The following is a 24,274-nucleotide window of genomic DNA, read 5'->3' as shown; positions in this document are numbered from 1 at the left end:
ATCATGCGTAAAAACGAGCCCACACCCGCAGGTGCGTGCGTAAGGTTTAAGCGCAGCGATAACCAGTCCGTCCTGAAAAGGGCGGGAAGCTGATTATCTGATGAAAACATTCTCCAGCATCAAAGCCTCGGTAAGCGATGAAAAGGTATTTACGGGGTGAATGATAACGCCGGGGTTTTACAGGGAAATAACCGGGTCTTAAAAATGTGAGGCGGATCGGCTAATCCAAAAGAAAAACCCCAAGTTCACAAGTAACCTGGGGTTTATATCTGGCGGAAGCGCAGAGATTCGAACTCTGGAACCCTTTCGGGTCGCCGGTTTTCAAGACCGGTGCCTTCAACCGCTCGGCCACACTTCCTGAGTGAGGCGAACTATAAACACCTCACCGCGTGCTGTAAAGAGTGCCAGCAATCGTTCGCTGTAAAAATAGTCAAAACGTGTTTAATCGGTTGAACTGACAACACATCGACGATTTTATCAGCACAGGCTTAGTGTTTCTTGATGTACATGTCTTTCGTGTAATAGTACCCCAGCTTATCCGGCGTAAATCCACCCACCCACGGTTTCACCAGGTGCGTACGGACGTAGTGATACACCGGAATGGCGGGCACATCGCGTCCCAGCAGATCTTCCGCCTGCTGGTAGAACTTACCCCGCTCTTCCGTTGTTTTGGCTTTTGCGGCATTCACCAGCGCCTGGTCGTATTCCGGATTGCTGTACTGGCTGGTGTTTTCGCTGTCGCCGGTGCGGAAGTTGTTCAGGAACGTCGCCGCGTCGTCGTAGTCGGCAATCCAGGCGTAACGCACCGCGTCAAAGTTGTGGGTGTGCATGGTATCCAGCATGGTTTTCCACTCCTGATTTTGCAGCTTCGCGTCCACGCCGAGGTTTTTCTTCCACATGGAGCTGGCGGCAATCGCGATGCGCTGGTGCGATTCAGAAGTGTTATAGAGCAGGTTGAAGCTCAGGGGATGGCTTTCGTTATATCCGGCCTCGTTCAGCAGTTTTTTCGCCTCGGCGATGCGCTTGTCCAGCGGCCAGCTGGCGTAATCCGGGTTCTGGAGCTTAACGCCGCCGATGTCCGGCTGGCTGATGAGCCACGCCGGGCGCTGCCCCTGCCCTAATACTTTTCCGGCAATGATGTCTTTATCGAGCGCCATGTTCAGCGCCTTACGCACGCGGGCGTCGTTGAACGGCGGTCGGGTGGTATTGAATTCGTAGTAATAGGTCGCCAGCTGCGGAGAAACATCCAGCTGGCTGCCCAGGGTTTTCTTGAGCTGGGCAAACTGGTTGATCGGCACCGTGTAGACAATATCAATTTCGCCCGCTTTGTAGCGGTTCACATCTGCGGCCTCGGAGGTAATAGGCAGATACGTCACCTTGTTAATCACGGTGTGCGCGTTATCCCAGTAGCGCGGGTTACGCTCCGCCACGATGCGTTCGTTGACCACCCACTGCGACAGCTTATACGCCCCGCTGCTGACGAAGTGCTCCGGTTTGGTCCACTTGTCGCCAAAGCGGCCAATCAGCACTTTATCCACCGGCACCAGCGACGGGTGCGCCAGCATCGCGAGGAACGCCGCATTTGGCTGGGTGAGCGTCACTTCCAGGGTGGTGTCGTTAATGGCCTTCACGCCCAGCGTGTCGGGGGATTTTTTCCCCTGAGCGATATCGGCCGCGTTGGCGATATGCATGTTGCCCGGATAGCTCGCGTACGGTGACGCCGTTTTCGGGTCAATCAGGCGCTGCCAGCTCCAGACCACATCCTCTGCGGTAATCGCCGTGCCGTCGCTCCAGGTGATGCCCGGACGCAGATGGAACGTCCAGACGGTGTTGTCCTTGTTCTCCCATTTTTCCGCCAGCCGGGGCTGGACCTCACCCGACGGGGAAACGCTCACCAGACCTTCGAATAAATCACTGATAATATTGAATTCGACGTCGCTTTCGACTTTATGCGGGTCGAGCGAAGCCGGTTCACTGCCATTATTCCTGACCAGTTCCTGTTTATCGGCCAGCGCGGTTCCTGCCGGCACGTTAGCCGCCCAGGTCGCCGTGCTGGCGCACAGGATCCCGGCGGTAAGTAAAGAGAGCGTAAAGCGCGTGCGTGTTTGTGGTTTCATGTCCTTCGCCTTATTGTCTGTTTTTGTGACGATCCGGAAATAACTCTTAGCGGCCTTATGGTAATAACGCAATAATTTTCAGTAACCTATAAGAGGTTGATCTGATTAATCTCGACAAACCGCTGTTCATACTGATGAAACGTATTTATGCAGAAGAAACAACCAGCTCTCGCGCTAACCTGCTGAGTAAAGATGGGTAAAACCACTTTGAGAGTGACGCGCCGTTTCCTATTCTTTCCGTTAATTACATCTGTCATAAGAGAGTGACTCATGGATCGTATAATTACTTCCTCACGCGACCGCACATCGCTACTCAGCACCCACAAGGTGCTGCGCAATACCTATTTCATGCTCAGCCTGACGCTGGCGTTTTCGGCGATCACCGCCACCGCCAGCACCGTGCTGATGCTGCCGTCTCCGGGGCTGATCCTGACCCTGGTGGGTATGTATGGTTTGATGTTCCTGACCTACAAAACCGCTGACAAACCGGTCGGTATTCTGTCCGCGTTTGCCTTCACCGGCTTCCTGGGCTACATCCTGGGACCTATGCTGAACGCGTATCTGTCCGCCGGAATGGGCGATGTGATTGGTATGGCGCTGGGCGGTACCGCGCTGGTGTTCTTCTGCTGCTCGGCCTACGTGCTGACCACGCGTAAGGACATGTCCTTCCTCGGCGGCATGCTGATGGCGGGTGTTGTGGTGGTGCTGGTGGGCATGGTGGCCAACATCTTCCTGCAGCTGCCTGCTCTGCACCTGGCGATCAGCGCCGTATTTATTCTGATCTCTTCCGGCGCGATCCTGTTTGAAACCAGCAACATCATTCGCGGCGGTGAGACGAACTATATCCGCGCCACCGTGAGCCTGTACGTGTCGCTGTACAACATCTTCGTCAGCCTGCTGAGCATCCTGGGCTTCGCCAGCCGCGATTAAGCTGACCTGCTGAAACAAAAAGGAGAATGCCCCCGGCATTCTCCTTTTTTTATGCCTTAATCACCCCGGCAAATATAGGTGGGGTAACGCCGGTCCTGAATCAGCCATACGGAAGGCGAGAGTTCAGAGATCGTGAGATAGTAGCGTGCGGTCGGGCTGGCAAAGCTTCCCCACTGGGCATCAGGGGTGTTGTCATTGTGTCGACGCCAGGTCTTGGTGTAGCTCAGGACAATTACCTTATCATCGTCCCGTCGCTCCCACGTAAAATCCACGTCCCTGTCAACGATCAGGCTCTTACCTTCAGCCTTTGCAGCGCCTTTGTAGGTGGTCAGGCCGGTGCCGTTACGATGAAAATAGAACTGGGCAACGGCATTGACCTTCACTTCATTTGCCTTTCCTTGATTGCGCGTAAAATTAAACTCGGTGCTGCAGGCCAGCGCATCGCGCTTATAGGCTCCGCCGGTGTAGATAAAGAGCGCAAACGCCCCGCCAACGACTGCGCCACCCAGTCCGAACAGAAGTCTGTTTTTCATTCTTCCGCCCCGCTTTTATAGCGAATAGTTTTACACAGGCTGGCTTCACTCACCGGGCAGGCGCCGATGAAAACCTCATCGGCGGCGGCAAGCGAAAAGCGGGCGCTGAAATAATAAATGTTGTACTCCTCGCGCTCGCACGCGACGTTATTTTTCTTCAGCAGCTCGGCCAATTTTGATAACACCAGCGGTCGGCCATGATCGTTGATCACCCAGAGCCGACAGCCAGCTATTTTTTCCTTAACGGGTTTGAGTGTTGCGGGTACGGTTATCTCAAGCTGTCGGCTAAAAAACAGGCTAAACCCCACGACTGACGTCGTTAATACCGCTAAAACCAGCCACCACTTTTTGGATAAACGCTTATATCCTGACGGCTGCTCAACGGACGGCTGAGATACTTCGGGCGTAACGCTCTCTGCGGGCTTAAAAATAACGTCGGCGTCAAAGCGGAATCCAAACCGGGGCACGGTCACGATATAGTCGTGGCTGTCGCCCAGGGCGTGGAAGCTTTTGCGTAATTCACTTACCGCCTTATTGAGGTTATTTCCCGACGGCGTAAAGCCGAACTCCTCCCACACGCGAGTGATCAACTCTTCCCGGCTCAGGTCGCGCCCTTTATGACGAATAAACTCCTGTAAAAGACGAACGGCCGGAGCCGAAAGCCTTAATACAGACTCGGGTTGCCCAACAATACTTATTGCATGTGCTTCAGGATCGAATAACAACGAATTATTGCATATAAAAAACATCTTTTATTCTCGGCTGTTACCGCATGCTTTTTAATCCCTGATACAACGACAAGAAAACCGCCTCCTGAACTGATTGTTTTTTCATCAGAAGGAGTTTTCTCCCCATCCCGGGTCGCGGTATTTTCGCTTAACTATACAACCTTAAAGCCAGGAAAGCAGGATAAAAAACTGTATATAACGAGTTAATTAATACAAATTTTCACAAACCGCTGTTCTGGTTAAAGTTTCCCTGCCCTGAAGCAATACGTTAGCAGAGGGTGTCCCGTTGTGAATGCGCCGGGAATGAACTCAACGCAGGCGGACCGAAAGTGAAACAGAAAAATAGTGTGAATAAGACAACTGCCTTTTATATCGCCGCGCTGTCATTGCCATTTTTCTCAGAAATGGCACTGGCCAATATGGGCGTGTATCCCATGGAACTTAACGTGGATAAGTCCGGTGCGGCGCAAATTAAGGTGGCATCAAAAACGGATGATATTCAGTTCATTCGGGTGAGGCAAAAGAAAATTCTTAATCCCGGCACGCCCCTGGAAAAAGAGATTGATGTGGCCTCGTGGAAAGAAGGTGGCGTTGTTGTCACACCGGAAAAATTCGCCCTTGCGGCAGGCGCAATGCGCGTGGTTCGCCTGGTATCGCTTGCACCACCGGAAAAAGAGACGACCTGGCGCGTCTATTTTGAAGGCGTAAAGCAGCCTGACAGCATTATTCCGGGCAAGGCAGAAAGCCCTGCGGCGACGGCAAGACTGGGCGTCAATGTGATCTGGGGCGCCCTGATCCATCTCGCACCGGAAAAAAGCGTGGTTTCACTGACGATTGACCCTCTCAGGGGAACGTTAAAAAACAACGGCACGTTGCGCGTGCCGCTCAGGGAGATCGGTGTTTGTGATGCGGATTCATCGTGTAGATGGATTAAAGAAGACGCGACGATTTATCCGGACACCGAACGTAAATTAAAAACGCTCACGAAGGTACAAGGCCAGAAATATAAATTCCGCTACTTCAACTGGCTGAATAAAAGCGCTGAAGAAGCTGATTTACCCGTCGTGCAATAACACGACGTCACCGTAAAAACCCCACAGGGTTTGATTAAAGAGCCAGGGTGCTCATTTGTAAATATGGAGATATCAATGCGTAAGTACTTTAAACCTCTGATGATTGTTGCCGCGATGACCACGTCCGTTAGCGCGCTGGCGATTCAAAAAGATATTACCGTCAACGCCAGCGTTGATTCACAGCTGGATATGACTCAGGCCGATAACACGCCGCTGCCGGCAAGCATCGATATGCAGTACCTGCCTGGCCGCGGTCTGGAAAGCTACCGTCTGAATACCAAGGTGTGGTCTAACTCCGCCACCAGCAACGTGAAAGTCCGTCTGGTGAGCGCCGCGAAGCTGGCGAATGCCGACGGTGCTGAAACCATCCCTATGACGGTGAAGCTGGGCGATAAAACCCTCTCTACCGCAGATGTTGAATACACCGGTACCGAACTGTTCCCGGGGAGCATTGAAAACGGTTCTGCGGTACTGCCGCTGACCATTTCCCAGACCACCAAAGGCATTCTGAAAACCGGTCAGTACAGCGGCGTTGTCAGCCTGATGCTGACGCAGGCGACGACCACGGAAGGCGGTGCGTAACACCACAGCACCTAAGGAATAACGTCAGAGGGTGCCCACCCTCTGACGTCAGGATGATGTCGAGGCTCGTTCATGGCGTTTCACAGAAATACTCTCCTCTTTGTTGCTTTGTTACCCGCTTCCATCCAACTCGCCTGCGCCGGGCTGGCCGTCCCACCAGGTTTTGAAGATCTGGCAAAGACGCAGCGCGTGTGGACAGAGGTGAACCTCTACGGCGAATCGCTGGGCCTTTTTGAAACGGATATCACGCTTGAAACGGTGAGCTTTGTCGCACCTGAGAAGGTGGTAGCGGCCATCAAACGCCGGTTTAATGACGCCCCATCCCTCGTTGCCACCGTCTCTGCCGCGTTGGCCGTTCCGCTTGCCCGTAACGGCAACCTGGCCTGCAGCAGCAACGGCTCCGCAGCGGGCTGCGATTACATCGATACCGATCGCGCGGCCATTATTTATGACGAGAATAACGCCCGCATTAACCTGTTCCTGGACAAGAAATTTCTGCCTAAGCAGACGGCAGAGAATGCATGGTATCAGCCCACGCACGGCACCGAAAATGCGCTGATCCATCAACAAAACATTAACTTCGTTGCCGACAGGGATTATCAGTCGGCCACCGTGCAGGGCAACGGCGCGCTGGCGCTCACCCAGGACGGCTATGTGAATCTCGACTGGACCTGGCTGGGGCAGCGTTCACGGCACCAGCAGCAGCAGGAGGTCACCGTCAACAACGCCTGGTTCCGCCAGGATATCCTGCGTCAGTACTACGTCCAGGCAGGCGAGATGGATACCCGCGATCTGTTCAGCAATGCCGGCGGAAATATCACCCTCAGCCAGCTGCCGCTGGGCAAAATTCGCGGCCTGCGCACGGGTTCAACACGGGCGTGGATGAACCCGGTTCAGCAGTCGAAGGGAACCCCTGTTACCGTGCTGCTTTCCCATGACGCGCGTATCGACGCCCGCCGGGGCAACCAGCTGCTGGCGAGCTTCTATCTGAATGCCGGAGCGCAAACCCTGGACACGCGCTCGTTCCCGGACGGGAGCTACACCGTGACGCTCTCCATCTATGAAAATAACCGGCTGACGCGCACCGAGCAGGTGCCGTTTACCCGAACCGGCATTACGCCATTCGACCGCGTCGAGTGGTTCCTGCAGGCGGGCGAAACCGATAATAGCGATCAGAACGAAGAACGCCGCGCGGTTGCGCAGGCGGGCATTCGTCTGCCCGTCACCCCGACGCTGGCGCTGACCAGCGGCGCAACGTTCAAGAAAAATCAGCGTTTCCTGGAGAACGCACTCGACTGGAGCCGGGGCTTCAACGCGGGCCCGATCGATGGCGTGCTGAGTACCCGGTTTAGCTACCTCTACGGCAGCGAAGGCCAGCGCGGCAATATTCAGCAAATCAGCTACAACGACGGTTTTTCTTTGAGCGTCTATCGCAACGCGTTATCCGCTGAAAACTGCAACACACAAAACGCGGGATTTGACGCCGTGAACGGCTGTTATCGCACCCTCTCGGTGATGTTCTCCGTCCCGGTCGGCGCCTGGTATGCGAGCCTGGGGTATTCGGATAACCGCAACGAAGGCCGGTACGTTTCACGCCGGGAGCTGCCGGACAGTGACGATCGCCACGATGCGGGTTTGCCGTGGGAATCGGTCTATATGACCCGCTCGCGCACGCGGGCCTGGCAGGCTGGCCTGAGCAATGCCTTCAGCACCCATGGCCTGAACATTAACAGCAGCATTAACCTGTTTATGCGTAACGATGACGCCCGCGAAGGCAGGGATAAAGGCGGCTACCTGAGCGTGAGCCTGTCCATGGCGCATAACCGCCAGGGCGATGCGTCAAGCTACACCTCTCTGGGCGCGACATGGCAGCATCAGCAACGTGAAAAAACCCAGCTGAGCTACAACGTGGCGCATAACTGGTATGCCGATGCCCGCGGCGAAAATGAGTACGGCCTCAGCGCGTCGGGCATTAACAGCGACTCGCTGAATACCTCAGCCTATACGCGCCAGGGCGGACGATATGGCAACGGGAGTCTGACCGTCAGCGACGCCTGGGATCGTCAGGATCGTCGCCATACGCTGAGCAGCAGCGGCAACTACAGCTCGACGTTTGCGCTGTCCCGCTCAGGCCTTTGGCTGGGCCGCTGGAGCGACGGTCGCCCTGCTTCCGCCGTCGCGGTGAACGTGACCACGCCGGAAGATGCTCAGGATCCGCGCGGCGCCGTGTTGCTGGATAACGGCGGCAGTGCCGATATTCCAGGCAATAGCCGCGCCCTCTTCGCGGTGCCGGGCTATCAGCAGACAACGTTGACGGTTAACGAATCGCTGGATGTCTCACGAGGAGCCAGCAGTGAAATCACGCAAGGATCGGGCAGCAGAACGCTGTTTATGGTGCCTGGCAAACTGCTGCGACGGGACGTGCAAACCACCGCAAGCTACACCTGGCTCGGCCAGTTAACCGACGAGCGTCATTCGCCGTTTATCGGCGGCGTGCCGCTGAACGTGAACGGCTGGAGCGACCTTGGCAACGGCGGGTTTAGCGCCCAAACCGACGCCCTGCTCCATCACCTCTACCTGGTGCGTCAGCAGCAGTTTTATCAGTGCGCGCTGAACGTGAAGAGTATGCGCGACGTGGTGCGTTACGTCGGGTCGATCCCCTGTAAGGAGTTAACCTTCTCCGCCCTGCCGGATGCCGTCCAGCAGCAGGCACAGCTGATGCTGGCCGGACGGTCGGTCCCTGCTGGACCGACTGCCATGAACACCGATAGCCTCACTAAAGGGAAATGATGTGATTAAGTGCCTCTTTATTTTACTGTTCTTAAGCCTGTGGGCCAGCCAGACGCTGGCAGGCTCTCCCGCGGGACGAAATACCAGCGTAGGGATCAGCTTCGATCGTACCGCGCCGCCCGCCCGTTTTGACATCTGGTTTCATGAATCGGGCGGCTTTGACGCCGCCGATCCGCAAAAGTGGGGGCGCAATACCCTGACCTGTCAGTCCCGTACCGATACCACGAACGGCGCCTGCATGAACTCACCGGTCTGGTTCTCGGCGAACCCGGCCGCGCCTTATGCCATCAATTTAGCGTTTACCCATTCCCTTACCGGCAAGACGGTGAATATCAAGGTGTATGGCGATCACTACATGTTTATCAACAATAAAGTGTTCACCTTTGCCAGCTTTGTCACGGGAGGGACGACGGAAATTGCTAACTGGAACAGAGAGCCCTACTTCGATTTCTATATCGTGAAAAGCGAACTGGATAAGCTCGCCCTGCCGGGGATCTGGACCGCCACGCTGAAGCAGAACCTGCGCCAGTGGGGAAGCGCCGACTGCGGCGGCAACTTCAATGACGTGAATGTCGGCTGTCCTGGCTATCTCACCATCGCCAAATGGCAGGCAAATATTCGCATTGAGGTGGTCGACCCGGGAAACCAGCAGATTTATCTGCCAGCCTTTCCGCACTCCACGCCCATCGTTAACCTCAACCTGACCAACTTCCCGGGGCGCCCCGGGGGCAGCGAGATCAAGGGGGAAAACACGCTGGATATGTGCCTGTACGACGGCAAAAACAGCACCAGCACCCGCGCCTATCTTCGTTTTGAAGATGACGGGCTTCCCTCAGCGGGACGTGCCGAAGGCGCGTTTTCTATCCGGCGGCGCGGTGGAAGCCAGACGGATGCGCGGGACCGTCTCGACTATCAGGTCTCCGTTACCCATCCCGTCACAGGCGCAACCGAAACCGTCGCGAACGGTAAAACCGTAGTCTGGCAAGGCACTAACGATCCGCAGTATCTGCGTCAGGTCGTGCTGCCCGGCGGACGCGAGAGCGTACTGTGCATTCCTGCGCCAATTATCCTGAAAACCCCCGCGTTCGCCGCCAGCAGCAAAAACGCGGGCGACTATACCGGCACGCTGCGCGTCATCTATACGCCCAGCACGTTATAACGAGGTCACCGTGAGTTACGCCATTCTCGACAATAATCGATTTTACGCCGAAGGACTGCGCTATGCGCTGCTGCGTCGGGGCGTTCAGTTAGAAGTCCAGAGCGATACCGTACAATGGCAGCCAACGCTGCTTACCCGCCGCGTGATTGTCGTCCGCTGCCGTTTTTCCGTGGCGGCGACGCATCAGGCGCTGATCAATATTTTGCTCAGGCTGGAAGCCGCCCGCTGGAAAGGCAGTCTTTATCTGGTCTGCAACGAAAAGGGGTGGGCGCTGGCGACGCATTTACGCAAGCGTTTCAGTACGCTAACGCTTTATATCATCGACGACCGGATCGCCGTTGCCGATGCGGCGTATTTGCTGGCAAAAGAGCCGCGTCGCGTTCGGAGCCTGGACTGCTGCCTGACCGTTCCTGAATTCAACGTGCTCGATCTGATGCTGACCGGGTTGCCGGTCCGCCACATTGCCATCGTGACGCACATGTCGGAGAAACAGGTTTCAACCCATAAATGCAACGCGCTGAAGAAGCTCAATGCCAACAACCTGCTTCAGTTGCTCCTGTAGGTCACGGTTTATCCTGAGCCCGCTTTTTTGCTACACTGTCGCCGATTTTTCACCTACGACAGAAGATTATGTTCATTTTTGCAGGCCAGGAAATTGAGACCGATAGCGAAGGCTATCTGAAAGATACAACGCTCTGGAGCGAACCGCTGGCGGAGAAAATTGCGGAAAACGAAGGGATTACTCTTTCCCCCGAACACTGGGAAGTGGTGCGTTTTGTGCGCGAGTTTTATCTCGAGTTCAACACCTCTCCGGCCATCCGCATGCTGGTCAAGGCGATGGCCAATAAGTTCGGTGAAGAGAAAGGCAACAGCCGCTATCTCTATCGTCTGTTCCCGAAAGGTCCGGCAAAACAGGCCACCAAAATTGCCGGCCTGCCTAAGCCGGTGAAGTGTATTTAATACCGAATACCGAAGTTGACGTATTCGCGCCCCGGTTGATGGGGTTCCGTTAAGACCTTATCAACCCGCGCGCTGCGCGGCCCACCCGCTTTCAGCCACGCCACCAGCTTGTCAACCTGCTCTGCTTCGCCACAGGCGACCACCTCAACGCTGCCGTCATCCATGTTGCGCGCGTATCCCGTTAGCCCAAGCTCAATCGCTTCGCGCTGGGTACTGTAGCGGAAACCCACGCCCTGAACGACGCCGTGAACCCAGGCAATAGTGCAGACTTTAGACATTCTTCTTCTCCTTAACGTAGCGTTTTCGGCAAACAACCGTAGTGTTGTCGAAAACGGGCGGTGAAACGAGAGCTGGACAGATACCCACATTGTAATGCGATTTCGCCGATCGGTAATCGGGTTGACTGTAACTGTGACAAAGCCACGGCCATCCTCACCTCCTCGACAATCTGGCGAAAACTCTGCGACTCCTCGCGTAACCGTCTGCGCAGCGTCGGTACGCTTAATGCGAGACGGCTGGCGACGTCCTGCGCGGTCCAGGCTCTGGCGGGCGACAGCATAATGAACTGTCGCACCTGCTCGGTCAGGTTATTGCTTCGCTCGATAAGCAGCGGACCTGCCAGGCCGTCATGCAGCAATGCCAGCAACAGACCGAAGGCCTGATGTTTTTGCAGCGCCTCCGGTAACTCCTGACGCACGGCGTGCAGCAGGTTATCCCACATAAACGCCAGCCCCTCGCTCAGCGGAGCGCAGAGCGAATGCAGCGTCGTGCGCGGCCAGGATTTCAGGTAATGCGCTTTAAACTCGGCAACGATTTCCGGCGATAACATCAGCAAGTCCGAGTGAAACAGACCGTTTGCAGGCTGATTGATGATCTCCATTGCCGTATTGGCAGGGATAATGATGAGTTCATCCCGGGTGGCCACCAGGCGGTTATCGTCCTGCACAATCACCTTACTGCCGTGAGTGATATGGCAAATCGCCGGGAAAAAGAGCTTAACCTGGTGCAGGCGATGCATTTTGCTGGCACTCACTTCACCCGCCGTGAGATGTTTATGTCGAAAATGGAACTCCTGCACCGGTTCATCCTTATCTGCTGTAGGTTGCGGTTAACTGAGCCTTTGCCAGAACGTGACTATTGAGCATAAAGCCGACCAGCGCGCCGCTCGCATTGTTGTCGATGGGCAGGGTATCCACGTCCAGCGCCCAGACGGTCATCTGATAGCGGTGAGGCTTATCGCCTGCGGGCGGACATGCGCCGCCGAATCCAGAATAACCGAAATCATTACGCCCCTGCACAGCGCCAGCAGGTAATTTTTCGCCATTTGGGTTACCGGCATCAGCGGGCAGCATCATTGTCTTCGCGGGAATGTTGGCTACTGTCCAGTGCCACCAGCCGCTGCCGGTAGGCGCATCCGGGTCATAGACCGTAATGGCAAAACTTTTCGCACCCGTGGGCGGGCTTTTCCACGCCAGCTGCGGGGACTGGTTACCACCGTGGCAGCCAAATCCCTCAAACACCTGCTGTGGCGCTAACCGCCGGTCGCCGGAAATATCCCGGCTGGTCATGCTGAAAGGCGTTGCGGCTAAAACCTGAAAACTCATTGCCGTCAGAGCGGCTATTGTGATGACACTGCGCTTTTTCATGGGGGGTTTCCTTTGCTGAACCGGAATCCCACTGTATATCCCGCCGCAGTGCCGTAATGTGCTTAAGCGATTTGATTTTGTGCCGAAACGCTCAACGGCATCCGCAGATGATTGCGCCTTGCTGAATGTGCTACTCTACGCGCCATTTCCCTGAAATCGACAGAACAGCAAATTATGAGTGTACGTTTAGTGTTAGCCAAAGGGCGCGAGAAATCCTTACTGCGCCGTCATCCCTGGGTCTTTTCCGGCGCGGTTGCCCGTATGGAAGGCAAAGCCAGCCTCGGTGAAACCATTGATATCGTGGACCACCAGGGGAAATGGTTAGCGCGAGGTGCCTACTCGCCAGCCTCCCAGATCCGCGCGCGCGTCTGGACATTCGATAAAGACGAAACCATCGACATCGACTTCTTCGTCCGCCGTCTGCAGCAGGCGCAGCAGTGGCGCGACTGGCTGGCTAAACGCGACGGGCTGGACAGCTACCGCCTGATTGCCGGTGAGTCTGACGGCCTGCCGGGCGTGACCATCGATCGCTTCGGTAACTTCCTGGTGCTGCAGCTCCTGAGCGCCGGGGCGGAATACCAGCGCGCTGCGCTGATTAGCGCGCTGCAAACGCAGTTCCCGCAGTGCGCCATTTACGACCGCAGCGATGTGGCGGTGCGCAAAAAAGAAGGCATGGAGCTGACTCAGGGGCCGGTCACGGGTGAACTGCCGCCTGCCCTGCTGCCGATTGAAGAGCACGGCATGAAGCTGCTGGTGGATATTCAGGGCGGGCACAAAACGGGTTACTACCTTGACCAGCGCGACAGCCGTCTCGCGACGCGTCAGTACGTTGCCGACAAACGCGTGCTCAACTGCTTCTCCTACACCGGTGGGTTTGCCGTTTCGGCGCTGATGGGCGGCTGTGCCCAGGTGGTTAGCGTGGATACCTCGCAGGAAGCGCTGGACGTGGCAAAACAGAACGTCGAGCTGAACAAACTGGACTTGAGCAAAGCCGAATTTATACGCGACGACGTCTTCAAGCTGCTGCGTAAATACCGCGATCAGGGCGAGAAGTTCGACGTCATCGTGATGGATCCGCCAAAGTTTGTGGAGAACAAAAGCCAGCTGATGGGCGCCTGCCGCGGATATAAAGATATCAACATGCTGGCTATCCAGCTGCTGAATCCGGGCGGGGTTTTGCTCACCTTCTCCTGCTCCGGCCTGATGACCACAGATTTATTTCAGAAAATCATCGCTGATGCCGCAATAGATGCTGGCCGTGATGTACAATTTATAGAGCAGTTCCGTCAGGCAGCCGATCACCCCGTGATTGCTACCTACCCGGAAGGACTGTATCTGAAAGGGTTTGCCTGTCGCGTCATGTAACTTGAAAAGAGAAATATTGCCCGCACATAACGTGTAAGTCGTATTTCCCGGGAGGTGACTATGATTGCCAGCAAATTCGGTATCGGCCAGCAGGTCCGCCACACTTTGCTCGGGTATTTGGGTGTGGTCGTGGATATCGACCCGGAGTATTCCCTTGATGAGCCGTCAGCAGACGAGCTGGCGGTGAACGCGGAGCTTCGCGCTGCACCCTGGTACCATGTGGTGATGGAAGGTGACGACGGGCAACCCGTCCACACCTACCTTGCCGAAGCGCAGCTAAGCAGCGAGCTGCAGGAAGAGCATCCGGAGCAACCCACTATGGATGAACTTGCTCAGACTATCCGCAAACAGTTACAGGCTCCGCGCCTGCGGAACTAAGCGTGTAAAAAAGCCCGATGAACGGGCTTTTTTTTATTACTTCGCCAGCCCCAGACGGGGGATGTCGATCGCCGGACAGCGATCCATGACGACGTTCAGCCCCGCATCCCGCGCCAGCACGGCAGCCTGCTCGTTAATCACGCCCAGCTGCATCCACAGCGTTTTCGCCCCGACGGCGATAGCGTCCTGCGCCACTTCCCACGCCGCCTCGGAATTACGGAAGACATCGACCATATCAATTTTTTCCGGCACGTCAGCGAGCGTGGCATAACCCTGCTGGCCCAGTAAGGTTTTCCCCGCCACTTTTGGCGAGACCGGGATGACGTGATAGCCCTGATCGAGAAGGTATTTCATCACCCGATAGCTGGGACGATCGGGTTTATCGCTCGCGCCCACCAGCGCAATGGTACGCGTGGATGTCAGAATCTCGGCAATATCGTTCTCTTTCATGGTTTTTCTCCTGGCTTTTTTAAAAGTGTACGCCAAACCGCACATCTCAACCATCCATCCCATACCGATGCATGAGGGCAAAACGGCCAAATATGTCTATATGTTAGTAAACGTGATTATCGAAAAATTTAGATACATTAATGCGGCGACAGGATTTCTGACGGGAGCCTTCTATGAAAACCGGTATTGCCACTGCTCTGATTGCATTAGTGATGCCGGTCTGCGTTTTTGCTACCACGCTCCGGCTCTCTACCGATATTGATCTTCTGGTACTGGACGGAAAAAAGGTCTCCAGTTCGTTATTGCGCGGTGCGGACAGTATCGAGCTGGATAACGGACCGCATCAGCTGGTATTCCGCGTAGAAAAATCGATCGGTCTGGCCAATCACGAGCAACGGATGTACATCTCCCCGCCGCTGATCGTCAGCTTTAATACCCGACAAATCAGTCAGGTGAATATTACCCTGCCACGCCTTGAAACGGAGAAGGAATCAGCGGCCTTCGACGCGTCTCCCCGCATTGAACTGCTGGACGGGGATGCGATGCCGATTCCGGCGAAGCTGGATATTCTGGCGCTGACGACTTCACCGAAAGGTCCGGACTACGAGGCCGCGACGCAGACCTATAACAAAGCCGGTAAACGCGCGTCGCTTCCTCAGTTTGCCACCATGATGGCTGACGACAGTACGCTGCTTTCCGGCGTCTCTGAACTGGACGTCATTCCTCCCCAGTCCCAGGCCCTGACGGAACAGCGCCTTAAATTCTGGTTCCAGCAGGCCGATGCCGACACGCGGGCCCGGTTTTTACAATGGGCAAAACAACAACCTTCATCATAAGCCACATTTTTTACGCCTTTCTCTTGCAGCATCAGACGGTTCCCGTCATCGTGTAGGCAGTTAACCTGATGGATATGATTATGGAACTGACAACACGCACGCTCCCGGAACGCAAACACATTGCTCTGGTAGCGCACGATCACTGTAAACAAATGCTGCTTAACTGGGTTCGCCGCCATCAGTCTTTGCTGGAAAAGCACGCCCTGTCGGCGACCGGCACCACCGGTAACCTGATCCAGCGCGAAACGGGTCTGGAGGTAAACGCCATGCTGAGCGGCCCGATGGGCGGCGATCAGCAGGTCGGCGCACAGATTTCCGAAGGGAAGATTGATGTGCTGATCTTCTTCTGGGACCCGCTAAACGCGGTTCCGCACGACCCGGACGTCAAGGCCCTGCTGCGCCTGGCGACGGTGTGGAATATTCCGGTGGCGACAAACCTCTCGACGGCGGATTTCATCATCGAATCGCCGCAGTTTAACTCACCGGTAGATATCCTTATTCCGGACTATCAGCGTTATCTTTCAGACAGACTGAAGTAGCTTTTTTTGCCGGGTGGCGGCTACGCCTTACCCGGCCTACCCATCCTTACACTTCGTCGTTATGGCTTCCGCGCCACCGGCACATCAATACTCTTCAAAATATCGACAAACACGGATGGCTCTTCTTTATTGAACAGCAGCCACACGCGATGGCGCGCGCGGGTCATCGCCACATACAGCAAACGCCGCTCTTCGGCATCCGGAAAGTCTTCCGGCACCGGCAGCAGGGCCTGCTCCATGACCGACTCGCGGGCCGGGGCCGGGAAACCGTCGCTCCCCTCTTTCAGCCCCATGACAATCACATAGTCGGCCTGCTGCCCTTTGCTGGCGTGAATCGTCATAAATTCAAGCTGCAGCTTCGGCCAGCGGGTGGCCGCCTTTTCCAGCGCCTCGGGTTTGAGGTGATGGTATCGTGCCAGCACCAGGATACGTTCATCAGGCTTCGCGTAGCCGCTGAGCTTGTCCAGCAGCGGTTCCAGCTGATCGTCCGCCAGCAGGGTCACGGCTTTTTTATCCCCTGCCCGCAGGCTATTGAGCGGCTTTGCCAGCTGATGCGGGTTCTGCTGGATAAAGCGGTTGGCGATTTCACCAATCCGTGAATTGAAGCGGTAGGTGGTGTCCAGATCGCTGCGATCGCCTTCGCCAAAATAGTGATGGAATGCGGTCGTCAGCGAAAGCTGCGCCCCGCTGAAGCGATAGATGGCCTGCCAGTCGTCACCCACCGCAAACAGCGAAGTATGCTTATTTTGCGCCCGTAGCGCCGAAAGCAGCGCTGCGCGCTGCGGAGAGATGTCCTGAAACTCATCCACCAGAATATGTTTCCACGGGCTGACAAAGCGCCCCTTCTCAAGAAGGATGATGGCCTGGTGGATTAGGCCGGAAAAATCGACGGCATTTTCCGCTTTCAGCGCGGTTTTCCAGGCCTTCAGCAGCGGCGCCATCAGCTTGACCCGCTTCGAAAACAGATCGCGGATCGCCTCCGGCGCGCTTTCAATCATCTCTGCCTGCGTTCCGCCGTGCATTCGCATCAGGCTGACCCAGCGGTCAAGCCGTGAACCCAGCCGACGCGCCAGTTTGTCATCCTGCCAGAAGCTGCCCTCCGGCACGTCCCAGTTGAGCTCCTCCTGGAGCCACTGACGCCACCCTTTCGCCTGCGCCTTTTTCTCACTGCACTGCTGGCGCCACGTTTTGATAAACAGTGCCTGGCGCGCCTGCGCGTCGTTTTCCAGCTTACTGATAGCAGGCACTTTTTTACTGCCCTGCTGAATAATATGCAGGGCAAGGGCATGGAAGGTTCTGGCCGTGATATCCCGGGTATGCAGACGTTCCTGGATCCGTTCGTCCATCTCCTGGGCAGCCTTGCGGCCAAAGGCCAGAAGCAGAATTTGATCGGCGACCGCTTCCCCGGTCGTCAGCAGCCAGCCGGCACGCGCAACCAGCACCGACGTTTTACCGCTACCGGCCCCCGCCAGCACCAGCAGCGACTGCTCGCCGTTGACCACCGCGCGCGCCTGAGCCGGATTAAGCGGAGATGACTCCACCGTACTGAAAAAGTCGGCGTATTGGGTGAGCATGGCGTCCGTCCAGGCCTGGTTATGGGCGAGTCGGCTTTTATCCTTATCATTCAGCCAGGCCTGGCACTGGCGCCAGGCGTCGCGACAATTGTCAAACTCCTCAAGACGCGCCACGGATAACGGCAGCGCCGAGAGTGCCTGCCGGATCTTTTGCTGCAACCCGGCGGTCTGCTGACGGGTGAGCCACGAATGCTGCGCGTTGCTTTGCGCGATATCGTCCAACACCTTTTGAAGCACTCCGGCGGCAATCACGCTCATATCCTGACTCCACTGCTGCCAGAGCGCGTTCAGGTGATGATGGAAACGCTGGGTTTCTGCCCACTCGGTGCCGTGAAGACGCACGACTTTATCGTCAGGCAGTACGAACTCGAGTTCGCCCCACACCAGCCCGCGTTTGCAGTGGATAGCCAGAAGCTGATTAAACGGAATAAGGTATTCGTGGCGTTCTCCAGAGACTTTTACCCCGGCATTAAGGAGAACCACCCGGTCGTAAGGGTGTTGCGCCAGACGTTTGCCTAACGACGTTGCTTTCAGTTCCATGTTCCGCCAAATCCACGAAGAGATAATTTACCTGACAGTGTAACTGCCAGTTTTAAGGTGCTCCAGCCTAAAAAAACGTTACAATCATTGGGCGTTAATTTTATCGAAAGGAAGTGAGGGTTTATGCGTACCGTTCTGAATGTGTTGAATTTTGTGCTGGGCGGTTTTGCCACCACCCTTTCCTGGCTTTTTGCCACGCTGGTGAGCATCGTCCTGATTTTCACGCTCCCCCTGACCCGTTCCTGCTGGGAAATCACAAAACTCTCCTTCGTCCCCTACGGGAATGAAGCCATCCACGTTGACGAGCTGAATCCGGAGAGCAAAAACGCCCTGATGAATACGGGCGGAACCCTGCTTAACATTCTGTGGCTGATTTTCTTCGGCTGGTGGCTCTGCATCATGCATATTTTTGCGGGTATTGCGCAGTGCATCACGATTATTGGTATTCCGGTGGGGATCGCGAACTTTAAGATCGCCGCTATCGCTCTTTGGCCCGTCGGGCGCAGGGTTGTTCCGGTCGAAGTGGCCCAGGCGGCGCGTGAAGCCAATGCGCGTCGTCGTTTTCAGTAACTAAGGACTGGCCGCGTTTATGCTAAGCCCACTGCTTCGCCGTTATACCTGGAACAGCACCTGGCTTTATAACGTCAGGATATTTATCGCACTTTGCGGCACGGTTGCCCTGCCCTGGTGGCTGAATGACGTCAAGCTCACCATCCCGCTCACGCTGGGCGTCGTGGCCGGGGCGCTGGCGGACCTGGACGATCGTCTGGCCGGGCGTTTACGCAACCTGGTCATCACGCTCGTCTGCTTTTTTATTGCGTCAGCGTCCGTTGAGTTACTTTTCCCCTGGCCCTGGCTGTTTGCCCTGGGTCTGACGCTCTCAACCAGCGGGTTTATTTTACTGGGCGGCCTTGGGCAGCGCTATGCCACTATCGCGTTTGGCGCCCTGCTGATCGCCATCTATACCATGCTGGGCGCATCTCTCTACGACCAGTGGTACCAGCAGCCGGTTCTGCTGTTGCTCGGCGCCATCTGGTATAACCTGCTGACCTTAACCGGTCATCTGATCTTCCCGGTTCGTCCTCTGCAGGACAACCTTGCCCGCAGCTTTGAGCAGCTAGCCCACTATCTGGAACTGAAATCCCGGCTGTTCGACCCGGATATCGAGGAAGAAAGCCAGGCGCCGCTCTACGATCTGGCGCTGGCAAATGGTCAACTGGTCGCCACCCTTAACCAGACAAAAACCTCTCTGCTGACCCGTCTGCGCGGCGATCGCGGTCAGCGCGGAACGCGAAGAACCTTACACTACTATTTTGCCGCCCAGGACATTCATGAACGCGCCAGCTCCTCGCACGTCCAGTATGCCGCCCTGCGCGAGAAGTTCCGCTACAGCGACGTGATGTTCCGCTTCCAGCGCCTGCTCTCCATGCAGTCCCAGGCGTGCCAGCAGCTCTCGCACTCCATTCTGCTGCGCACACCCTATCAGCATGATCCACGTTTTGAACGCGTATTTAGCCATCTTGACGCAGCGCTCGACCGCGTTCAGGCCAGCGGAACGTCACCGGAACACATCAAAGCGCTGGGCTTTCTGCTGAACAACCTGCGGGCGATTGACGCACAGCTGGCGACCATTGAGTCCGAGCAGGCGATGGCGCTTCCGGGCAGTGAGGTCGACAATCAGCTTGCTGATGACAGCGTGCACAGTGTTAGCGATATGTGGCTACGCCTGAGCCGCAACTTTACCCCGGAGTCGGCTCTCTTCCGCCACGCGGTGAGAATGTCGCTGGTGCTGTGCGTGGGTTATGCCTTTATCCAGATAACCGGGCTGCATCATGGCTACTGGATCCTGCTGACCAGCCTGTTCGTCTGCCAGCCGAACTATAACGCCACCCGACACCGCCTGGCACTGCGTATTATCGGCACGCTGGTCGGCGTCGCAATCGGCCTGCCGGTGCTTTATTTCGTGCCTTCCGTCGAAGGGCAGCTGATTCTGATCGTGATCACCGGCGTGCTGTTTTTCGCGTTTCGCAACGTGCAGTACGCCCATGCCACCATGTTCATCACGCTGCTGGTGCTGCTCTGCTTTAATCTGCTGGGTGAAGGGTTTGAAGTCGCCCTGCCCCGCGTGATTGATACGCTGATTGGCTGCGCGATTGCCTGGGCCGCGGTCAGCTTTATCTGGCCGGACTGGCTTTTTCGCAATTTGCCGCGCGTGGTAGACAGGGCGATGAATGCCAACTGTCGTTACCTTGACGCAATTCTGGAGCAGTACCACCAGGGCCGCGATAACCGTCTGGCTTACCGGATAGCACGTCGCGACGCGCATAACAGTGATGCTGAACTGGCCTCCGTTGTCTCTAACATGTCAACGGAGCCGCGCGCCACGGCTGAGATTCGTGAGACAGCGTTCCGCCTGCTCTGCCTTAACCATACCTTCACCAGCTATATTTCGACGCTGGGGGCCCACCGCGAGAAGCTCACTAACCCGGCGGTTCTCAACCTCCTCGATGACGCCGTCTGCTATGTCGATGATGCGCTTCATCACCGCCCGGCCGATGAACCGCGCGTTCGACAGGCTCTGGATGAACTGGCTCAACGCATTGCGCATCTTGACCCGGGAAATGACAGCAAAGCGCCGCTGGTTCTTCAGCAGATAGGCCTGCTGATCGCTCTGCTGCCTGAAATTTGCCGTCTGCAACAGCACATCGCTACCTGGAGGAACGACTCTCCTGCGGCTCAGGCAGCGCATTAAACCACTCCGTCAGTTCCCGGCGGATACCTGCCGGGAGCGCCGCCTCATGCAGCCCTTCGATAGCCCCTTCCAGCGCAAAGAGCACTTTTATACTGAGTGCTTTATTCTTTGCCCGCATCTTCAGCCAGCTCGCTCTGGCGCCCAGCGCCCGCAGCGTTTCTTCATTGGTGATACCGGCTTCATAGAGCAAGACTTCAAGCTGAAAGGTCAGGTTCGGCAGATCCTTAAGACGGGTTCGTTGATGGCGCTGGTAGCGCTCTTTCCTTGCCGCACTGAGTGCAAACGAGGAGAGCTGAAGCAACCGCTCCCTGTCCTGCCATAATCCGTCATCCACACGATAATAGTTGAGCAGCACCGGGCGGCCTCGCTTCATCAACGTCAAGAAGGAGGAAGCATTTTTTACACAGTATTTTGCACTCTCTTCACACGCGCGAAGGTAAAGTTCGCCATCGGACACCATGGCAAAGACCGCATCATCCACTGCCAGGGTGTAACCGCCAAACAGCGCGCGATGATGAATCTCGCCCAACGGAGAGAGGTATTCCTGGGATTTATAAATCCGTTCATAAGATATCTTTTTCATGATATTTCCCTTCAAAATCATAGGCTAACAACGAAATTTCTTACTAGCGGATCCGTTAGCAGGAAAATAGGCAACTTATCGTCGTTGAGCAAGATGATTTTTCGAGGGGCATCAAGATTGAATGAATTTTGCGAGTCGCTTTCCGAAAATGAGGTTGATCTTTGGGCATACAGGGGTTACTGTATATCCATACAGTAACTACAGGGCTGGAATGAATATGCACACTTCAGGCTATGCAAATCGCGCAACCTCTCTCTCTTCTGCCGCAGGCAATGTCGCGCAAAATTCCGTCGAGCGTGTTTCCACAGGGCTTATCAGTGAAGTGGTTTATCGTGAAGACCAGCCCTTGTTAACGCAACTTCTTTTACTGCCATTATTACAACAGCTCGGTCAGCAATCGCGCTGGCAGCTTTGGCTCACGCCTCAGCAAAAGCTGAGTCGCGAGTGGGTTCAATCCGCAGGCCTTCCGCTGACCAAGGTCATGCAGATTAATCAACTTTCGCCTTGCGATACCGTTGAGTCGATGATCCGCGCGTTACGCACAGGAAATTACAGCGTGGTGATTGGCTGGTTACCGGAAGAATTGACGGAAGAGGAACATTTCCGACTGACTGAAGCCGCTGAAGAAGGGAATGCGATCGGGTTCATTATGCGTCCGGTTCGATCGGATTCTTACCGCAGAGGACAACTTTCAGGGCTAAAAATTCACTCAAATTTGTATCATTGAGTGAAATTAAGATTTTTCCTGGAATTTTTTTTGACCGCAAGATGGGATTTTAGTTCCCGGCCTTAAAATTGCGGCAAGGCTTGTCTGGTGCGGTTCTCCTTAATTTTATTGCACAAAATTCGTTCAAAAAATGTTAAATAATCGGTATACGGAACTTTTTTTTTCCTATGCCTGACGGACTTCACACTTGTAAGTTTTCAGCTACGTTGTAGACTTTACATCGCCAGGGGTGCTCGGCCTAAGCCGAAGATATCGGTAGATTTATATTTGACCACGCCCCCCGGTGAAGGATTTAACCGTGATTCTCTCTTGAGACTTTCATGGCGAATTTTGGATGATAACGAGGCGCAAAAAATGAAAAAGACAGCTATCGCGATTGCAGTGGCACTGGCTGGCTTCGCTACCGTAGCGCAGGCCGCTCCGAAAGATAATACCTGGTATGCAGGTGGTAAACTGGGCTGGTCTCAGTTCCACGACACCGGCTGGTACAACAGCGCAAACAACAATGATGGCCCGACTCACGAGAGCCAGCTTGGTGCAGGTGCGTTCGGTGGCTATCAGGTTAACCCGTATGTTGGTTTTGAAATGGGTTACGACTGGTTAGGTCGTATGCCATACAAAGGCGACAACACCAATGGCGCTTTCAAAGCACAGGGCGTACAGCTGACCGCTAAACTGGGTTACCCAGTAACCGACGATCTGGACGTGTACACCCGTCTGGGCGGCATGGTATGGCGCGCTGACTCCAGCAACAGCAACGCTGGCGACGACCATGACACCGGTGTTTCCCCAGTATTCGCTGGTGGCGTTGAGTGGGCTATGACCCGTGACATCGCTACCCGTCTGGAATACCAGTGGGTTAACAACATCGGCGACGGCAACACCGTTGGTGTTCGTCCAGACAACGGCATGCTGAGCGTAGGTGTTTCCTACCGTTTCGGCCAGCAGGAAGAAGCAGCACCAGTTGTTGCTCCAGCGCCGGCTCCAGCTCCAGAAGTACAGACCAAGCACTTCACTCTGAAGTCTGACGTTCTGTTCAACTTCAACAAAGCGACTCTGAAACCAGAAGGCCAGCAGGCACTGGATCAGCTGTACACCCAGCTGAGCAACCTGGATCCTAAAGACGGTTCTGTAGTGGTTCTGGGCTTCACCGACCGTATCGGTTCTGACGCTTACAACCAGAAACTGTCTGAGAAACGTGCTCAGTCTGTTGTTGATTACCTGATCTCTAAAGGTATCCCAGCTAACAAGATCTCCCCACGTGGTATGGGCGAATCTAACCCAGTTACTGGCAACACCTGTGACAACGTGAAAGCTCGCGCTGCACTGATCGACTGCCTGGCTCCAGATCGTCGCGTAGAGATCGAAGTTAAAGGCATCAAAGACGTTGTAACTCAGCCAGCGGCATAAGTTATCGTCTTATAAAAAAACCCCGCAATGCGGGGTTTTTTATTGTCTGAAGAAAAGTAAAAAACTACTTTTTACCCAACAGCGCCTGAAGGTCATTCTTCAGTGTCGACATCTGGTTGGCGTACTTCTCTTTATGTTCTGCATCCTCAATCAACTGCACGATGGTTTCCGACAGCGTTTTACCCCGTCGTTGTGCCAGCCCGGCCAGGCGCTGCCAGACAACAAATTCCAGGTCGATTGATTTTTTGCGCGTGTGCTGGTGCTCAGCATTAAAATGCCGTTTGCGTCGCGCGCGGATAGTTTGCTTCATCCGGTTTAACAACGCAGGATTAATGTGTTTCTCAATCCAGCCGTTGACCTGTACCGGTTCGTTTTCGAGGGTCAGCAAAATATCCACGGCTTCTTGCGCAGCGCTGGCTTCGATGTAGCAGGTGATCAGCTCCCCTTCACGGTGCTTTTTGACCAGGTACTTCCATTTCCAGCCGCTTTCGAGATTTTCCAGTTGTTGATATTTCATTGCGATCTCAGTGTTACCACGTAACTCTGTTCAGAATATCAGTTTTTTAGCAATCTGCTGAAAAGAAATCATATCCTGTGAGTGA

At 55.3% G+C, this 24,274-nt stretch carries 25 protein-coding genes and 1 tRNA gene; 15 read left to right on the top strand and 11 right to left on the bottom strand.

The features are described 5' to 3' along the window. Positions 1-270: 270 nt before the first annotated feature. A tRNA-Ser gene (locus ACOTXF_RS14195) sits at positions 271-358 on the bottom strand. Positions 359-488: 130 nt separating this feature from the next. Further along, positions 489-2,117 (bottom strand): ABC transporter substrate-binding protein, encoded by a 1,629-nt coding sequence (locus ACOTXF_RS14190; protein WP_048962078.1) that lies wholly within the window; start codon positions 2,115-2,117, stop codon positions 489-491. Positions 2,118-2,387: 270 nt separating this feature from the next. Here ACOTXF_RS14190 and yccA point away from each other — a divergent pair, with 270 nt between their 5' ends. Next, positions 2,388-3,047: an FtsH protease modulator YccA gene (gene yccA, locus ACOTXF_RS14185; RefSeq protein WP_048962076.1), complete on the top strand. Its 660-nt coding sequence runs from the start codon at positions 2,388-2,390 to the stop codon at positions 3,045-3,047. 56 nt (positions 3,048-3,103) lie between these two features. Here the strand turns inward: yccA and ACOTXF_RS14180 are convergent, their stop codons facing one another. Next, entirely contained in the window at positions 3,104-3,580 is a 477-nt protein-coding gene (locus ACOTXF_RS14180; protein WP_008499906.1) for a hypothetical protein, read from the bottom strand. Next, on the bottom strand, positions 3,577-4,329 hold the full coding sequence (locus ACOTXF_RS14175) for a winged helix-turn-helix domain-containing protein (RefSeq protein ID WP_048962074.1): 753 nt from the start codon (positions 4,327-4,329) through the stop codon (positions 3,577-3,579). The genes ACOTXF_RS14180 and ACOTXF_RS14175 overlap by 4 nt, the downstream gene beginning before the upstream one ends. Before the next feature lie 308 nt (positions 4,330-4,637). Here ACOTXF_RS14175 and ACOTXF_RS14170 point away from each other — a divergent pair, with 308 nt between their 5' ends. From ACOTXF_RS14170 to tusE, 6 genes are all read left to right on the top strand, one after another. Then, positions 4,638-5,381: a fimbrial protein gene (locus tag ACOTXF_RS14170; RefSeq protein WP_232926492.1), complete on the top strand. Its 744-nt coding sequence runs from the start codon at positions 4,638-4,640 to the stop codon at positions 5,379-5,381. 75 nt (positions 5,382-5,456) lie between these two features. Continuing rightward, positions 5,457-5,963, top strand: coding sequence for a CS1 type fimbrial major subunit (locus tag ACOTXF_RS14165; protein ID WP_021240847.1), 507 nt, complete (start codon positions 5,457-5,459; stop codon positions 5,961-5,963). 72 nt (positions 5,964-6,035) lie between these two features. Then, positions 6,036-8,753 carry a TcfC E-set like domain-containing protein gene (locus ACOTXF_RS14160; RefSeq protein ID WP_048962073.1) on the top strand — a complete coding sequence of 906 codons (2,718 nt, stop codon included), beginning with the start codon at positions 6,036-6,038 and terminating at the stop codon, positions 8,751-8,753. Between the two features lies 1 nt (position 8,754). Next, positions 8,755-9,912: a CfaE/CblD family pilus tip adhesin gene (locus ACOTXF_RS14155; RefSeq protein WP_048962072.1), complete on the top strand. Its 1,158-nt coding sequence runs from the start codon at positions 8,755-8,757 to the stop codon at positions 9,910-9,912. Between the two features lie 10 nt (positions 9,913-9,922). Then, a complete protein-coding gene (locus ACOTXF_RS14150) occupies positions 9,923-10,474 on the top strand; it encodes a LuxR C-terminal-related transcriptional regulator (protein ID WP_008499912.1) in 552 nt (183 codons plus the stop codon). A 68-nt stretch (positions 10,475-10,542) separates the two neighbouring features. Further along, entirely contained in the window at positions 10,543-10,872 is a 330-nt protein-coding gene (gene tusE, locus ACOTXF_RS14145) for a sulfurtransferase TusE (RefSeq protein WP_008499913.1), read from the top strand. Here tusE and yccX read toward each other — a convergent pair. Genes yccX through ACOTXF_RS14130 form a run of 3 tightly spaced genes read right to left on the bottom strand, consistent with a single transcriptional unit; the run spans position 10,869 to position 12,518 of the window. Then, complete coding sequence (gene yccX, locus ACOTXF_RS14140) at positions 10,869-11,150, bottom strand: acylphosphatase (RefSeq protein WP_008499914.1); 282 nt, start codon at positions 11,148-11,150, stop codon at positions 10,869-10,871. The two genes, tusE and yccX, sit on opposite strands and share 4 nt — an antisense overlap. 11 nt (positions 11,151-11,161) lie before the next feature. Beyond that, the gene (locus ACOTXF_RS14135) at positions 11,162-11,950 is read right to left on the bottom strand and encodes an AraC family transcriptional regulator (protein ID WP_045417236.1); all 789 of its coding nucleotides are present in this window, start codon (positions 11,948-11,950) and stop codon (positions 11,162-11,164) included. Positions 11,951-11,960: 10 nt separating this feature from the next. Next, complete coding sequence (locus tag ACOTXF_RS14130; protein ID WP_047745102.1) at positions 11,961-12,518, bottom strand: kinase inhibitor; 558 nt, start codon at positions 12,516-12,518, stop codon at positions 11,961-11,963. A gap of 174 nt (positions 12,519-12,692) precedes the next feature. Between ACOTXF_RS14130 and rlmI the strand changes: the two genes are divergently transcribed. Both rlmI and hspQ read left to right on the top strand, forming a co-directional pair. Continuing rightward, entirely contained in the window at positions 12,693-13,883 is a 1,191-nt protein-coding gene (rlmI, locus tag ACOTXF_RS14125) for a 23S rRNA (cytosine(1962)-C(5))-methyltransferase RlmI (protein ID WP_023343703.1), read from the top strand. Between the two features lie 60 nt (positions 13,884-13,943). Then, a complete protein-coding gene (hspQ, locus tag ACOTXF_RS14120; protein WP_008499919.1) occupies positions 13,944-14,261 on the top strand; it encodes a heat shock protein HspQ in 318 nt (105 codons plus the stop codon). A 36-nt stretch (positions 14,262-14,297) separates the two neighbouring features. Here hspQ and ACOTXF_RS14115 read toward each other — a convergent pair whose 3' ends face one another. Next, positions 14,298-14,711 (bottom strand): CoA-binding protein, encoded by a 414-nt coding sequence (locus ACOTXF_RS14115; RefSeq protein ID WP_008499920.1) that lies wholly within the window; start codon positions 14,709-14,711, stop codon positions 14,298-14,300. A gap of 173 nt (positions 14,712-14,884) precedes the next feature. Here ACOTXF_RS14115 and csgI point away from each other — a divergent pair, with 173 nt between their 5' ends. Together csgI and mgsA are read left to right on the top strand one after the other, a co-directional pair. Beyond that, positions 14,885-15,547: a curli synthesis inhibitor gene (csgI, locus tag ACOTXF_RS14110; RefSeq protein ID WP_008499921.1), complete on the top strand. Its 663-nt coding sequence runs from the start codon at positions 14,885-14,887 to the stop codon at positions 15,545-15,547. A gap of 80 nt (positions 15,548-15,627) precedes the next feature. Further along, positions 15,628-16,086: a methylglyoxal synthase gene (gene mgsA, locus ACOTXF_RS14105; RefSeq protein WP_023618847.1), complete on the top strand. Its 459-nt coding sequence runs from the start codon at positions 15,628-15,630 to the stop codon at positions 16,084-16,086. 59 nt (positions 16,087-16,145) lie between these two features. Here mgsA and helD read toward each other — a convergent pair whose 3' ends face one another. Continuing rightward, positions 16,146-18,200, bottom strand: coding sequence for a DNA helicase IV (gene helD / locus ACOTXF_RS14100; protein WP_047745101.1), 2,055 nt, complete (start codon positions 18,198-18,200; stop codon positions 16,146-16,148). Positions 18,201-18,323: 123 nt separating this feature from the next. Here helD and ACOTXF_RS14095 point away from each other — a divergent pair, with 123 nt between their 5' ends. Together ACOTXF_RS14095 and yccS are read left to right on the top strand one after the other, a co-directional pair. Continuing rightward, on the top strand, positions 18,324-18,770 hold the full coding sequence (locus ACOTXF_RS14095) for a YccF domain-containing protein (RefSeq protein ID WP_008499924.1): 447 nt from the start codon (positions 18,324-18,326) through the stop codon (positions 18,768-18,770). Between the two features lie 19 nt (positions 18,771-18,789). Next, a complete protein-coding gene (gene yccS / locus ACOTXF_RS14090) occupies positions 18,790-20,952 on the top strand; it encodes a YccS family putative transporter (RefSeq protein ID WP_232926488.1) in 2,163 nt (720 codons plus the stop codon). Here the strand turns inward: yccS and ACOTXF_RS14085 are convergent. Further along, a complete protein-coding gene (locus ACOTXF_RS14085) occupies positions 20,909-21,535 on the bottom strand; it encodes a TfoX/Sxy family DNA transformation protein (RefSeq protein WP_048962070.1) in 627 nt (208 codons plus the stop codon). The two genes, yccS and ACOTXF_RS14085, sit on opposite strands and share 44 nt — an antisense overlap. 217 nt (positions 21,536-21,752) lie before the next feature. On the opposite strand from ACOTXF_RS14085, the gene sulA reads away from it, so the two are divergent. Both sulA and ompA read left to right on the top strand, forming a co-directional pair. Next, positions 21,753-22,262 (top strand): SOS-induced cell division inhibitor SulA, encoded by a 510-nt coding sequence (gene sulA / locus ACOTXF_RS14080; RefSeq protein WP_023618859.1) that lies wholly within the window; start codon positions 21,753-21,755, stop codon positions 22,260-22,262. 354 nt (positions 22,263-22,616) lie between these two features. After that, a complete protein-coding gene (gene ompA / locus ACOTXF_RS14075) occupies positions 22,617-23,672 on the top strand; it encodes a porin OmpA (protein WP_045417251.1) in 1,056 nt (351 codons plus the stop codon). A gap of 64 nt (positions 23,673-23,736) precedes the next feature. Here the strand turns inward: ompA and matP are convergent, their stop codons facing one another. Continuing rightward, complete coding sequence (gene matP / locus ACOTXF_RS14070) at positions 23,737-24,189, bottom strand: macrodomain Ter protein MatP (protein ID WP_008499929.1); 453 nt, start codon at positions 24,187-24,189, stop codon at positions 23,737-23,739. Positions 24,190-24,274 lie beyond the last annotated feature (85 nt).

Origin of the sequence: Enterobacter cloacae complex sp. IR53041 (genome assembly GCF_049238285.1) — a bacterium.
Lineage (GTDB): Bacteria > Pseudomonadota > Gammaproteobacteria > Enterobacterales > Enterobacteriaceae > Enterobacter > Enterobacter roggenkampii.
This window is presented reverse-complemented; position numbering and strand designations above follow the sequence as displayed.

Bases quoted from the DNA above. Each gene is read 5' to 3' on its own strand.
- ACOTXF_RS14190 (WP_048962078.1), bottom strand. From the start codon at position 2,117: ATGAAACCACAAACACGCACGCGCTTTACGCTCTCTTTACTTACCGCC.
- yccA (WP_048962076.1), top strand. From the start codon at position 2,388: ATGGATCGTATAATTACTTCCTCACGCGACCGCACATCGCTACTCAGC.
- ACOTXF_RS14180 (WP_008499906.1), bottom strand. From the start codon at position 3,580: ATGAAAAACAGACTTCTGTTCGGACTGGGTGGCGCAGTCGTTGGCGGG.
- ACOTXF_RS14175 (WP_048962074.1), bottom strand. From the start codon at position 4,329: ATGTTTTTTATATGCAATAATTCGTTGTTATTCGATCCTGAAGCACAT.
- ACOTXF_RS14165 (WP_021240847.1), top strand. From the start codon at position 5,457: ATGCGTAAGTACTTTAAACCTCTGATGATTGTTGCCGCGATGACCACG.
- ACOTXF_RS14160 (WP_048962073.1), top strand. From the start codon at position 6,036: ATGGCGTTTCACAGAAATACTCTCCTCTTTGTTGCTTTGTTACCCGCT.
- tusE (WP_008499913.1), top strand. From the start codon at position 10,543: ATGTTCATTTTTGCAGGCCAGGAAATTGAGACCGATAGCGAAGGCTAT.
- yccX (WP_008499914.1), bottom strand. From the start codon at position 11,150: ATGTCTAAAGTCTGCACTATTGCCTGGGTTCACGGCGTCGTTCAGGGC.
- ACOTXF_RS14130 (WP_047745102.1), bottom strand. From the start codon at position 12,518: ATGAAAAAGCGCAGTGTCATCACAATAGCCGCTCTGACGGCAATGAGT.
- rlmI (WP_023343703.1), top strand. From the start codon at position 12,693: ATGAGTGTACGTTTAGTGTTAGCCAAAGGGCGCGAGAAATCCTTACTG.
- hspQ (WP_008499919.1), top strand. From the start codon at position 13,944: ATGATTGCCAGCAAATTCGGTATCGGCCAGCAGGTCCGCCACACTTTG.
- ACOTXF_RS14115 (WP_008499920.1), bottom strand. From the start codon at position 14,711: ATGAAAGAGAACGATATTGCCGAGATTCTGACATCCACGCGTACCATT.
- csgI (WP_008499921.1), top strand. From the start codon at position 14,885: ATGAAAACCGGTATTGCCACTGCTCTGATTGCATTAGTGATGCCGGTC.
- mgsA (WP_023618847.1), top strand. From the start codon at position 15,628: ATGGAACTGACAACACGCACGCTCCCGGAACGCAAACACATTGCTCTG.
- helD (WP_047745101.1), bottom strand. From the start codon at position 18,200: ATGGAACTGAAAGCAACGTCGTTAGGCAAACGTCTGGCGCAACACCCT.
- ACOTXF_RS14095 (WP_008499924.1), top strand. From the start codon at position 18,324: ATGCGTACCGTTCTGAATGTGTTGAATTTTGTGCTGGGCGGTTTTGCC.
- yccS (WP_232926488.1), top strand. From the start codon at position 18,790: ATGCTAAGCCCACTGCTTCGCCGTTATACCTGGAACAGCACCTGGCTT.
- ACOTXF_RS14085 (WP_048962070.1), bottom strand. From the start codon at position 21,535: ATGAAAAAGATATCTTATGAACGGATTTATAAATCCCAGGAATACCTC.
- sulA (WP_023618859.1), top strand. From the start codon at position 21,753: ATGCACACTTCAGGCTATGCAAATCGCGCAACCTCTCTCTCTTCTGCC.
- ompA (WP_045417251.1), top strand. From the start codon at position 22,617: ATGAAAAAGACAGCTATCGCGATTGCAGTGGCACTGGCTGGCTTCGCT.
- matP (WP_008499929.1), bottom strand. From the start codon at position 24,189: ATGAAATATCAACAACTGGAAAATCTCGAAAGCGGCTGGAAATGGAAG.